This window comes from Serratia sp. TMDUHS_CL, from assembly GCF_037137105.1.
Lineage (GTDB): Bacteria > Pseudomonadota > Gammaproteobacteria > Enterobacterales > Enterobacteriaceae > Serratia > Serratia nevei.
This window is the reverse complement of the sequence record NZ_JBBBDV010000001.1, coordinates 182,823-194,750: the sequence shown is the minus strand read 5'-3', so window position 1 is coordinate 194,750 and position 11,928 is coordinate 182,823. Positions and strand designations below refer to the sequence as shown.

Annotated in this window: 13 protein-coding genes; 4 read left to right on the top strand and 9 right to left on the bottom strand. The window is 59.5% G+C overall.

Annotated elements, in window-relative coordinates:
- Positions 1 to 13: 13 nt before the first annotated feature.
- Genes WCL58_RS00975 through WCL58_RS00955 form a run of 5 tightly spaced genes read right to left on the bottom strand, consistent with a single transcriptional unit; the run spans position 14 to position 5,003 of the window.
- Positions 14 to 685, bottom strand: coding sequence for an ABC transporter ATP-binding protein (locus WCL58_RS00975; protein WP_084827663.1), 672 nt, complete (start codon positions 683 to 685; stop codon positions 14 to 16).
- The gene (locus WCL58_RS00970; RefSeq protein WP_060439734.1) at positions 682 to 1,524 is read right to left on the bottom strand and encodes an ABC transporter ATP-binding protein; all 843 of its coding nucleotides are present in this window, start codon (positions 1,522 to 1,524) and stop codon (positions 682 to 684) included. Before WCL58_RS00970 ends, WCL58_RS00975 begins: the two co-directional genes overlap by 4 nt.
- On the bottom strand, positions 1,514 to 2,383 hold the full coding sequence (locus tag WCL58_RS00965) for an ABC transporter permease (RefSeq protein WP_336850320.1): 870 nt from the start codon (positions 2,381 to 2,383) through the stop codon (positions 1,514 to 1,516). The genes WCL58_RS00970 and WCL58_RS00965 overlap by 11 nt, the downstream gene beginning before the upstream one ends.
- On the bottom strand, positions 2,380 to 3,435 hold the full coding sequence (locus WCL58_RS00960; RefSeq protein ID WP_060439732.1) for an ABC transporter permease: 1,056 nt from the start codon (positions 3,433 to 3,435) through the stop codon (positions 2,380 to 2,382). Before WCL58_RS00960 ends, WCL58_RS00965 begins: the two co-directional genes overlap by 4 nt.
- The gene (locus WCL58_RS00955) at positions 3,435 to 5,003 is read right to left on the bottom strand and encodes an ABC transporter substrate-binding protein (protein WP_049271726.1); all 1,569 of its coding nucleotides are present in this window, start codon (positions 5,001 to 5,003) and stop codon (positions 3,435 to 3,437) included. The genes WCL58_RS00960 and WCL58_RS00955 overlap by 1 nt, the downstream gene beginning before the upstream one ends.
- 279 nt (positions 5,004 to 5,282) lie before the next feature.
- On the opposite strand from WCL58_RS00955, the gene WCL58_RS00950 reads away from it, so the two are divergent.
- Both WCL58_RS00950 and WCL58_RS00945 read left to right on the top strand, forming a co-directional pair.
- The gene (locus WCL58_RS00950; RefSeq protein ID WP_336850318.1) at positions 5,283 to 5,930 is read left to right on the top strand and encodes a hypothetical protein; all 648 of its coding nucleotides are present in this window, start codon (positions 5,283 to 5,285) and stop codon (positions 5,928 to 5,930) included.
- Positions 5,920 to 6,111 carry a hypothetical protein gene (locus tag WCL58_RS00945; protein ID WP_033634949.1) on the top strand — a complete coding sequence of 64 codons (192 nt, stop codon included), beginning with the start codon at positions 5,920 to 5,922 and terminating at the stop codon, positions 6,109 to 6,111. The genes WCL58_RS00950 and WCL58_RS00945 overlap by 11 nt, the downstream gene beginning before the upstream one ends.
- A 42-nt stretch (positions 6,112 to 6,153) precedes the next feature.
- Here WCL58_RS00945 and cbl read toward each other — a convergent pair whose 3' ends face one another.
- The 3 genes from cbl to chaB all read right to left on the bottom strand — a co-directional run bounded on the left by cbl (position 6,154) and on the right by chaB (position 8,582).
- Positions 6,154 to 7,107, bottom strand: coding sequence for an HTH-type transcriptional regulator Cbl (gene cbl, locus WCL58_RS00940; protein ID WP_033634950.1), 954 nt, complete (start codon positions 7,105 to 7,107; stop codon positions 6,154 to 6,156).
- A 302-nt stretch (positions 7,108 to 7,409) separates the two neighbouring features.
- A complete protein-coding gene (locus WCL58_RS00935) occupies positions 7,410 to 8,105 on the bottom strand; it encodes a gamma-glutamylcyclotransferase (RefSeq protein ID WP_049202018.1) in 696 nt (231 codons plus the stop codon).
- Between the two features lie 249 nt (positions 8,106 to 8,354).
- Complete coding sequence (chaB, locus tag WCL58_RS00930) at positions 8,355 to 8,582, bottom strand: putative cation transport regulator ChaB (RefSeq protein ID WP_049202016.1); 228 nt, start codon at positions 8,580 to 8,582, stop codon at positions 8,355 to 8,357.
- A gap of 130 nt (positions 8,583 to 8,712) precedes the next feature.
- On the opposite strand from chaB, the gene WCL58_RS00925 reads away from it, so the two are divergent.
- A complete protein-coding gene (locus tag WCL58_RS00925; protein WP_060424091.1) occupies positions 8,713 to 9,531 on the top strand; it encodes a siderophore-interacting protein in 819 nt (272 codons plus the stop codon).
- Positions 9,532 to 9,825: 294 nt separating this feature from the next.
- Complete coding sequence (chaA, locus tag WCL58_RS00920) at positions 9,826 to 10,929, top strand: sodium-potassium/proton antiporter ChaA (protein WP_060424093.1); 1,104 nt, start codon at positions 9,826 to 9,828, stop codon at positions 10,927 to 10,929.
- A 36-nt stretch (positions 10,930 to 10,965) separates the two neighbouring features.
- Here chaA and lpxO read toward each other — a convergent pair whose 3' ends face one another.
- Entirely contained in the window at positions 10,966 to 11,868 is a 903-nt protein-coding gene (gene lpxO, locus WCL58_RS00915) for a lipid A hydroxylase LpxO (protein WP_025303230.1), read from the bottom strand.
- Between the last annotated feature and the right edge of the window lie 60 nt (positions 11,869 to 11,928).

The window sequence follows — 11,928 nt, the reverse complement described above, 5'->3', positions numbered from 1 at the left end:
GGCGGGCATAGGTTCAAACGATGATGCGGCCGTGCGCCATCGCCACCGAACGATCGCACATATGGTCAATCACGTCCGCATCGTGGCTGACCAGCACCATAGTCAGATCGCCCGCCTGTTTCAGCTCGTTGAGCAGGTTGAGGATCTCCGCCTGCACCGACATGTCCAACGCCGAAGTCGGTTCGTCCAGCAACAGCAGCTTCGGCCGCAGCAACAATGCGCGTACGATCGCCACGCGCTGCCGCTGGCCGCCCGACAGCTGATGCGGGTAGCGATCCAGCAGGCGCGGATCCAACCCCACCTGGCGAAAGCCCGCGCTGATTTTACGTTCGATGTCGCTTTCCTTCAGCAGCTTGAGCGGCTCCGACAGCGTACGCAAAAGCCGGTGTTTGGGGTGTAGCGAAGCATAGGGATCTTGAAACACCATTTGCACCTCGCGCCGCAGTTCGCCGGTAAACGCCTGCCCCGGCTGCAGCCGCCGCCCCAGCAACTCAAAGTTGCCCTGCCAGCTGCCGTTCAGCCCAGCCAGCACCCACAGCAAAGAGGACTTGCCGCAGCCGGAAGGCCCCACCAGCCCGAAACACTCGCCCGGTTCGATGCGCAGGTTAACCTCATGCACCACGGTGCGCAGTTCGTAGCCCTGGCGGTGACTGACGCTCAGGTTCTCCAGTGCAATCACGCTCATTTCAACGTCTCCAACAGCGCGCGATCCAGCACCGGCAGCGGTTTGCCGCGCGTCTCGCGGCTCGGCCGACACGCCCACAGCGTGCGGGTATAAGGGTGCGTGGCCTGCGCCAGCTCTGCCGCCGGCAGCTGATCCAACAGCTCACCTTTGTACATCACCAGTACCCGCTCGCAGTGGTGCGCCACCTGCTGCAAATCGTGGCTGATCAGGATCAGCCCCATATTGCGTTGCGCCACCAGATTGTCTATCAGCTGCAGCACCTGATCACGCATCTGGTGATCCAGCGCCGAAGTCGGTTCGTCGGCAATCAACAGCTGCGGATCGTTGATCAGCGCAATGGCCAGCATCACCCGCTGCCCCATGCCGCCGGAGAGCTGATGCGGATAGCGGCGGCACAGCGCCGCCGGATCGGGCAAGCCCACCGCCGCCAGCATCTCCAGCACTTTTTCACGCCGCTCGGCGCGACTCAGCTTTGCATGCAGCACCAGCGGCTCCTCCACCTGACGGCCGATCGGCTGATTGGGATTCAGCGCATGCTTGGGATCTTGCATCACCATCGCCACCCGGTCGCCGCGCAGCCGGCTCCACTGGCGCTCGCTCAGGCGCGTTAAGTCTTCACCGCCCAACGTCAGGCGCTGCGCCTGCAGCTGTAACGGCGGCGGCAATAGCCCCATCAGCGCACGCGCGGTCAACGACTTGCCGGAGCCGGACTCACCGACCAGCGCCAGCCGCTCCCGCCCCATGCTGAACGAAATATTCTTCACCAGCGCCACCGGCTGTAGCCCCGGCACGCCGATCGCCAGGCGTTCGACGTTCAATAAGGTGTTATCAGTGCCCATGACGAGGATCCATTTTGTCGCGCAGGCCATCGCCCAGCAGGTTAAACGCCAGGCTGGCGAACAGGATCGCCCCGCCCGGCGCGGCGGCGACCCACCATTGGTCGAAAATCACTTTACTGCCTTCGGCCACCATCGAGCCCCATTCGGCGGTCGGCGGCGCGACGCCCATGCCGAGGAACCCCAGACCGGCAGCGGACAGGATGATGCCCCCCAGACTCAGCGCCGCGCGCACCACCGCACTCGGCAGGCACAGCGGTAAAATATGGCCGACCATCAGCCGCAGCCCGTTGATGCCCTGCATGCGCGCCGCCGCCAGATAGTCGCTGCGGCGCAGCGCCAGTGTTTCGGCCCGCGCCTGGCGGGCAAAGGCCGGCCAGCTGGTCAATGCCAGCGCCAGCGCGCCGTTCATCAGCCCCGGCCCCATGACCGCCACAAACGCCAGCGCGATCACCAGGCTCGGCAGCGACAAGAAAATGTCGGTCAGGCGCATCAAAATGCGCTCTACCCAGCCGCCAAGATAACCGGCGCCAATGCCGACCAGCAGGCCGATGGGTATGGTCAACACCAGAATCAGCGACACCAGAATCAGCGTCGGCCGCGCGCCGTAAATCACGCGGGAGAGCAAATCGCGGCCGAAGCCGTCGGTGCCCAGCCAATGTGCGGCGGAAGGCGGCAATAGCCGCAGCTCGATATGCTGCAGATTGGGATCGAAAAGCGCCAGCCACGGGGCCAGCAGCGCGGTGACGATCAAAATCGCCACCAGTGCCGCGCCCAGCGTCAGCGTGGTCAGGCGCCGACCGCGGCGGTAACCGACGACCGGCTCGCTTTGCGGTTCGTGTTCAGAGAGATATTGGCTCATCGGGTTCGCGGATCCACTAAATAGGTCAAGGCGTCGGCCAGCGCATTCAACAGCACGAAACAGGTGCCGATCAGCAACGTGGCGCCGAGGATCGCCGGCGTGTCAGCAGCAAACAGCGCCGAGGTCAGATAACGCCCGACGCCGGGCCAGGCGAACACCGTTTCGGTCAATACCGCCCCTTCCAGCAGGCTGGCATAGGAGAGAGACAGTACGGTGATCAGCGTGCCCAGTACGTTGGGAAACACATGGCGCAGCAGAATGCGTAGGCGCCCGGCCCCCTTGGAACGCGCCAGCGTCACGTATTCCTTGTTGCACTCTTCCAGCATCGCCGCGCGCAGCAATCGGGTAATGCCCGCCATCGACAGCAGCGCCAACGCCACGACCGGCAGCCACAGGTGGCCGATGGCGTTGTAGAACATTTCGCGATCGCCGGACAGCCAGCTGTCGATCAACACGAAACCGCTGCGCGGCTCCATGCTGTACAAGTAGATGTCGTCGAGCCGCCCCGGCCCCGCCGACCAGTGCAGCGTGGCATAGAACAGCAGCAGCCCGAGCAGGCTCAGCCAGAAAATCGGCACCGAATAACCGATCAGCGACAGCAGACGCGCCGCGTTATCCAGCCAGCTGCCCGGCCTGAGCACCGCCAGAAACGCCAGCGTAATGCCGCCGAGGGCGCCGAGGATAATGGCGCAGGTGGCCAGCTCCACCGTCGCCGGGAAGGTACGCAGCAAATCGCTCAACACCGGCTGGGCGGTGATGCGCGAAATGCCCAAATCGCCGTGCGCCAGGTGCACCAGATAACGCCAAAACTGCATCGGTAACGGCTGATCCAATCCCAGCTCGTGCCGCACCTGCGCATAGGTGGCTTCACTGGCGTGATCGCCCGCCACCTGCAGCGCCGGATCGATCGGCGCCAGGTGCGACAGCATGAAGGTGAACAGCAGCAGGCCAAGCAACGTCAGCGCCAGCGACAGCGCGCCGCCGAGCAGCCGCCCGCCCCAGCGCCAATACCGCCGGGCCGCCCCGGCGCTGGCGGACAGTTCAGCGGCCATTACTTGCTGACCTTGCTGTAGAACACCATGTCAGGGTTGATGCCCTGCACATAACCCTTGAGGTTGTCACGCACCGCGATCAGGCTGCGCGCCTGCAGGCCGATGACGAACGGCGAGCTTTGCTGCACCTGTTTTTGCAGTTGCTGGTAGTCGGCCACCCGTTTGGCGGTGTCGTTTTCCGCGGTGGCGGCCAGCGTCAGCTTGCTCAGCGCCGGGATCTGCCAGTTGGCGCGCCAGGCCAGCGTCTTGCTGCCGTCTTCCGGGTTGTAGGCGAAGGCTGCGGCATTGGTGTTAGGGTCGAAATAATCCGGCCCCCAGGAGGTCAGCGTCGCATCGTAGTTAAGCGCTTTCACCTTGGTAGAGACCTGCGAACTGATGCCCGGCACCAGTTCCACCTTCACGCCGCCCTGGGCAAAGCTGGCCTGCAGCGCCTGGGCGATATCCAGGTACGGCGGCTGGTTGTTGACGTCCAGACGGAAACTGACGTTGCTGAGCCCCGCTTTGGCCAGTATCTCTTTGGCTTTTTGCGGATTGAAGCTGTACGGCTGATCCTTGAGCGCCCCCAGATAACCGTCCGGCAGGAATGCCTGATGGCTCTGGAACTGCCCTTTCAGCAGATCGTCGGCGATGCCTTTGTAATCGAACAGCCAGCGCGCCGCCTCCCAGAACGCCGGATTGCCGAGCGCCGGTGACGCCTTGGCGTTGAACTGCAGGAAATAAAGCGAAGCGTAAGGAATCGCCAGGGGTTTGACGCCCGGCTTGCCCTTTAAGGCCGCCATCTGGTCTGCCCCCAGGTTGCGCGCGATATCGGCATCGCCCTGCTCGATCAGCAAGCGGCGCGCGGCCGGATCGGGCACGTTTTTGATCAGGATGGTTTTCAGCGTCGGCGCCCCTTCCGGCGAGCCTGGGTTGGCGTCCAGCACCACCACTTCGTGCGGCACATAGGTGCGGATTTTATAAGGGCCGCTGCCGGCGGAGTGGCTGTTCAACCATTGGTGCCCCAGATCGTCGCCCTGCTGGTGCGCCAGCGCCTCTTTGGCGTCGACGATCGACGATACCGGCGCCGACAGCAGGCTGAGCACGAAGGCCGGGCTGACGTTTTCACTCCAGCTGATTTTTACCTGGTGGTCATCCACCTTGCTCAGGTGTTGCTCCACGTTCTTCGCGTTCCAGCCCAGCTGCGTCAGGATAAACGACGGCTCCAGATTCAGTTTCACCACCCGCGAAAGCGAAAAGATCACGTCTTCCGGCCGCAGCGGATTGCCACTGGCGAACCTGGCGTCCGGGCGCAGGCTGAAAGTCAGGCTGCGATTGTCGGCGCCGGCCTGCCAGCTGCTGGCCAATGTCGGTTTCAGATCGATAGGGTTGTGCGGATCGGACTGGATCAGACGCTGATACAGGCTGTTGAACGACTGCACCGTGGTCAACTCAAATCCCTGGGCCGGGTCAAAGCTGACCACGTCATCGATAGACTGCGCGATCACCAGCGTGTTGGCCGGCGTCGCCGCCTGCGCGTTAACGCTGGCCGCCACGGCCAAAAACAGCAAAGAAGGAACGAGCGCTTTCATCTGAAACTCTCCAAGCAGATGGAATTTATAATAATTTCGCGAGTGTATGCGAGCACGATCGGCAGCTGAAGGTACTTAAATCACTATAGATATTCTTTTTATGTATATAGATGGGGTTTTGATTATTAGAGAGAGTATTGCACGCCAGATCGCACTCTCACGGCACCTGGCCGCAATGGATAACTGTCTTTGCGGCGCAGTTCGCAGCGGTGAAACGCGGGGTTTGAGTCTGTTTCATTGGGTGATTAACGTGAGCTCGGTCACCCAAGGGACGGGAAAATGGAAAACCATCCACCAGAAAATGGCGTCTCACACCGGCATGAGAGAGCGATAGAGCAAACACTGACAGACATGAACAGCGTCCTGCTTGAGTCGGATCTGTTTATGACTCGTCTGACGGTACAAGACCGGCGCTGGCAAAAAGGCAGAAAAAACGGGCATACGTTAAATTGGCGCTCTCTTTTTAAATATCATGCCCAAACGCCGATGAGTTTCGCTTTCGTCTATCGGCAAATGGCCAGCCCGCTGAGCCGCGCCGGCTTTTGCCTGTGCCGTTATCTCCAGGCAGAGAACGTTATCGAACTTGTCGCGTTGGAGAATTTCTCCCTGCGTGAAGCGCAACATCCCCTGAAAGGCAATATGCTGCGCAACTGCTTGCAGGTCCTGTATCTGTATGGCCTGAACCTGCAAGAGCAGAGGCTGACGCCGGTGCCTCCGCCGGACATACTTATCAGCCACGCAATCAATCACCGCGTGTTGGCGCTGTATACTCGTCAGGCCGCCTTTGAAGTAATACCCGGTACCATGACATGTAAAACCAGCTTCAACGCACTGAAAAAGCACATACAATCACTGGAAAAGTACGGGGCCAAATGTGATAAGGTGCGTATAAATAACGAGCAGAAAGGAAGCCAAAATGGAAAATAAGGATCTGACCGACCCTACGCTCTCCATTCAAGAGCAAAAACGCATCGCCATCGAGATTTTGCGCCAACACCATCGCTGGGAGATGGCCAACCCGCGTCCGCCTGAAGAACTCCCGGAATGGGAAGCCATCGGCCCGTTCAGAAAAAGTAAACGTCACCTGATCGAACGTACCGACGACTAATCCCCTTTCCCTGTGGCTATCCGGCGGGGCCCAGCTGTCCGACTAAATCTGGTAGTCAATCACCGCATCCAGCTGTGACGAGAAGACCTTGTCCTTGATTTCGGTCAGCGACAGCGTCGGGTTGCACAGCTGGATAAAACGCCAGGCATAGTTGCGCTGCAGCTGGCTGCGTTTCAGGCCCAGCCATACCGTATTGGGTTCAAACAGGTGCTCGGCGTTGAGGCTCACCAACCCGCGATCGCGCTCTTTTTCATATGACATGTCCGCCAGCACACCCACGCCCAACCCCAGCTCGACGTAAGTTTTAATCACGTCGGAATCCTGCGCACTGAGCGCGATGTCCGGCGTCAGACCCGCCGCTTTGAACGCCGCATCCAGCTTCGCGCGCCCGGTAATCCCCTGACGGTAAGTGATCAGCGGCAAGGTACTGAGCATCTCCAGCGTCACCTGCGGCTGACGCGTCAACTCGTGCCCTTCCGGCACCAGAATGGTGTGATGCCAGCGATAGTAAGGGAACGCCGCCAGCGATTCGTCGCTCATCAGCCGTTCGCTGGCGATGCCGATATCGGCTTCGCCGGCGGCCAGCATCGAAACGATCTCCTCCGGGCTGCCCTGATTGAGCACCACCCGTACCCGCGGGTAAAGCGCGCGAAACTCTTTGATGACCCCCGGCAGGCTGTAGCGCGCCTGGGTATGCGTCGTCGCGATATGCAGCTGCCCCGAATCGTTGCTGCTGAAGACGTCCGCCAGGCGACGGATGTTATTGGCGTCGTTGAGAATGCGTTCCGCTACCACCAGCAGCTCTTTGCCGGGTTCGGTCATACCCAGCAGCCGCTTGCCGCGACGAATGAATATTTCAATGCCCAGCTCTTCTTCCAGCTCGCGAATATGCCGGCTGACGCCGGACTGCGAAGTAAATAAGGTATTGGCGACCTCGGTCAGGTTGTAGTTGCAGCGCGCCGATTCGCGAATAATTTTTAATTGTTGAAAGTTCATCCCCGTCTCCCTGTTTCTTGCGGTAGCGTTTTCCATATTGATACGGAGTCCTGCGGGGCTGAACAAATAAAAAATAGCCTTTAGTTATGCAATTTAATACTAAGTGAATTATTTATCGTTACTCTTGGGGGATGACGACGGGGGAAAATGATGAATGGCTTTAAAAATAACGAGATAAATAACCACACAAAGAAAGCGCCTTAGATAATCATGCAGAATAAAGTTATTAAATAGAGGTATTAGATATATGAAAAAGGGCTCAGCGTGCTGAGCCCTTCACTGTTTGCCACCCTGCCAACGCCTCAGGCCGTGGCCTCCGCCCCGAAAGCGCCGGGCCGGTTCTGCTGCAACCATTGCTGTACATAGCGCACCAGATCGCCGATGCAATCATCCTGCATGCCGTGGTGCTTCAGCTCGTTATCCAGCGCAAACAGGTATTGCGCGTTGGTGCCCAGCGGGCCGCTGGCGCTGGCGATCAATGGCGCGATCACCTGGTGGCTGGTGTCTGCTTCAAACAGCGGGTGCTGCGCGTTCATCACGAACACCAGCGCAGTGACAACCTCACCGCCCTCAAGCTGCAGCTCACACCAGGTCGGCACGTAGCAATCGGTGATCATTTCGCGCTTCCACAGCAGCTCCAGCTCTTCGCGCAGCTTGCTTTCCGGCAGACGGAAGGCCAATCCGGTGGTCTGGCCGCCCTCTTTCAGCGCCAGCATGCGCCCCGGCTGATGCAGCGTGCCGCGCCCGGCGGTCAAGCGCATGCAGAACGCCCGGTGCCAGCCCTGCAGCATGGCAGGCCGCACTTCTTCCGATTCAAAAACCGGGTTCCACATCAGCGAACCGTAACCGAATACCCAAACCGGGCTGTGATCCGGCCGGCGCGATAACGTGCAATCCAACGAGGCTGCGCGCTGTTCAGGCGTCAGCAACAGCGACTCCTCAATAGCGCCGAATGCGGTTTTGCAATCCGCTTTTTGCAGAAAATCTCGCGTTAACACTGTTACAACCTCCCGGGAATACGATTTCTCGTCCTCCCTCGCCACTACTGAACCTTTGCAATTTTATTTTTAGGTGCGGAATTTTATTAATTCAATAACCGCGCCGATTAATAATGAACATATTCTTTTCCCGCCGCGCAATCAAGTTGCAAAGCAGTGTTAACGTGGAAAAGTATTTGTACTGAGCAGCAATAATATTAATTGCCGGGTCAGCATAACGTCTGCGCGATTTTATCAGGCCATAAAGCGTTACTTTTTGTGCCAACGCTCATCGTCGCCCTTGCGATAGCTTTGCTTGACCGCCGCCCAGGCCACCTTGTGCGCCGTCTCCTCCCGGCTGTCGTCACCGCGTCGGTCTTCAGGATCCCGGTATTGTTGCCAGGCGCTGTTGAACGCTTCTTTATAGATCGCCTGAGCATGGGCCGGCAGCACATGCTTCACATTGTCCGGCAAGTCGTTCGTGTCTTGATAGGGCATCACGTCCTCCCGTGCGTATTCCGTGAAGCTTAAGCCTAGCTCACACGCAGTTGCGCCTCAATGAGCAAACAATTCTCATTATCAAACGGCATGATATACTCACCGCCAAACGAACTATAAGGAGATCCCCGTGACTACCGAAGCCCCTCGCTCACGCGCCCCCTACCTGATCGCCGTCAGCGCCGTACAGGACATTACGCCGCACCTGCGCCGCATCACCTTTACCGCACCCGATCTGCGCTACTACCCGGCCAACGCCGCCGCTGCGCACATCAAGGTCTTTTTGCCGCTCGCCGGCCAAACCCAGCCGGATCTGCCGACGCTGACCGAAAACGGCCCCCGCTGGGCGGCGGACGCCGTGCGCCCGATCGTGCGTACCTATTCCATTCGCGCCGTGCGCCCGGAACAGGCGGAGGTGGACATCGAGTTCGCGATCCACGATCACCAGGGCCCGGCGGTCGACTTTGCGCGCCAGGCGAAAGCCGGCGATAAAATCGGCATCAGCAACCCGGGCGGCCCCAAACCGATGTTGCCGGCGGCCGATTTCTACTGCCTGGCGGGCGATCCTTCCTCACTGCCTGCGCTGGCCGCGCTGCTGGAGAATCTGCCGCCGCACAGCGCCGGGCGCGCTTTCGTCCGCGTCGACAGCACCGCCGACGTGATTGATCTGAGAAAACCGGCCGGCGTTGAGGTGAATTGGATCGTTGGCGGCACGGAGAACACCAACGACCTGATCGCCCGTTTCCGCGCACAATCCCTGCCGCAGGGCGAAACGCACTTCTGGCTCGCCGGTGAAGATCGCCTGGTGGTAGAGCTGCGCCGTTACCTGCGCCGTGAACGTCAATGCGATCGTAATCGTCTTTATGCCGTACCTTACTGGCGTGAGGGGCTAAATGAAGAGGGTTACCACAATAAACGGCATGAAATCATGGATAATATTGACGACTAACGGCTGCATTTCCCTTTATTAACCGCATGCTAAATAAGTAAACACGACTTTTCTCATATCTAACGTTAAAAATTGGCGTTATTGCGTAAAAGTAAGTAAATAAAACCGCACCCCGTGCGGTTTTTTTGTTACCCTGATCACATAAAGCAAGCAATTGCTTTCTCAGATAAAAACAACATCACACCGGCGCCGTGGGTGTATCCTAATATAAAATACCTACTGGAAACGCAGAGTTGCCGCATCACGGCGACCGGCGCTGACGGGCTACGCTGTTTGAGAAGGAGTGCCACCCTCATGAAGTCGCAACACGATCCTGGCCGATCCACCAAATCTCGCCACACCGAATACTCGCTGATCTTCCCCATCGCCGCGCTGGTGGTGTTGAATCTGTGGAGCAGCACCACTTACTTTCCGCTGATCGTCGGCATCAATATTCTCGCGCTGGTGGGGATCCTCAGCAGCGCCTTCAGCGTGGTGCGCCATGCCGACGTGCTCGCCCACCGTTTGGGGGAACCCTACGGCTCGCTGATCCTCAGCCTGTCGGTGGTGATCCTCGAGGTCAGCCTGATCTCAGCGCTGATGGCCACCGGCGACGCCGCGCCGGCGCTGATGCGCGACACGCTGTATTCCATCATCATGATCGTTTCCGCCGGCCTGGTCGGTTTCGCGCTGCTGCTCGGCGGGCGCAAGTTCGCCACCCAGTACGTCAACCTGGGCGGCATCAAACAGTATCTGATGGCAATTTTCCCGCTGGCGGTGATCGTGCTGGTGTTCCCGAGCGCGCTGCCGGGCGGTAACTTCAGCACCGGGCAGGCGCTGTTGGTGGCGCTGATCTCTGCCGCCATGTATGGCGTGTTCCTGGTGATCCAGACCAAAACCCACCAGAGCCTGTTCGTGTATGAGCATGAAGACGACGATGGCGACCCGCATCACGGCAAGCCCTCTTCGCACAGCAGCGCCTGGCATGCCGCCTGGCTCGTCGTGCACCTGATCGCGGTTATCGCCGTCACCAAGTTCAACGCCAATCCGCTGGAAGGCCTGCTGACCAAGATGAATGCGCCGGCGCAGTTCACCGGTTTCCTGGTGGCGCTGCTGATCCTGTCGCCTGAAGGGTTGGGCGCGCTGCGCGCCGTGTTGAACAATCAGGTGCAACGCGCCATGAACCTGTTCTTCGGTTCGGTGTTGGCGACCATCTCCCTGACGGTACCGGCGGTCACCATCATCGCTACCCTGACCGGGCAGACGCTGATCTTCGGGCTGCAAACGCCGCATATCGTGGTGATGTTGACGGTGTTGCTGCTGTGCCAGCTGTCGTTCTCGACCGGCCGCACCAACGTGCTGAACGGTACCGCCCACCTGGCGCTGTTCGCCGCCTACATGATGACTATCTTCGCCTGATCAAAAAGGGGCGCACACCGTGCGCCCCTGTCTTCGTTATACCGAGAAGAATATCGCCGCGGCGATCCCCCCGAACAAAATCCACTTGATGATGTAATAACCGGTGCGGTTCCAGGCCTTCAGGCGTTTCCCCACCCGGCGTATCGCATAGATGTATTTGAACATCTTGTTGACGCCGCCGGTGCGATCGCCCTCTTCGTTCGGCGCGGTGGCGGCGCTCATCAGATTGCGCCCCAGCCAGTGGTTCACCGCCTGCGCCCAGCGGTAGCGCATCGGCCGTTCGATGTCGCAGAACAGGATCAGACGATTCTGCCCGCTCTGATTTTCCGCGTAGTGCAGGTAAGTTTCATCGAACATCACGCCTTCACCGTCGCGCCAGCTGTAGCGCTCGCCGTCCACCTCGATGAAGCAGCGGTCATCGTTGGGGGTAATCAGCCCCAGGTGATAACGCAGCGAACCGGCGTAAGGATCGCGGTGGCGCGGCAAACGGCTGCCGTCCGGCAGTTCGGCGAACATCGCCGCCTTGACCGAAGGCAGGCTGCGCAGCAGTTCCGTGGTCTGCGGGCACAGGGTCATGGCGGAAGGATGGCTGTCCTCATACCATTTCAGATAAAAGCGTTTCCAGCCGGTCTTGAAGAACGAGTTGAACCCGGCGTCGTTGAATTGATCGGACGCTTTGATCTGCTGGATCTCCATCAGCTTCTGTCCTTCGTCGCGGATGGTTTCCCAATTCTCCCGCAGTACCGCCAGCTCAGGGAACTGCTCCGGCTTCAGGTACGGCGTGGTCGGCACGCGGGAAAACAGGTACATAAAGACGTTCAGCGGTGCGGTAAAGGTGGAATGGTCAGACAGCTGTCGCCACACGTTGTAGCGAACCCGCCCGCGGTAATGCACATAGACGACGCATAAAATAAGCAAAATCAGAATGATATATTTCATGTTTGAATCGCATCAAGGAACTCACGCTCAATGCGCCGCGCGGCGCACACCCCAGATAGT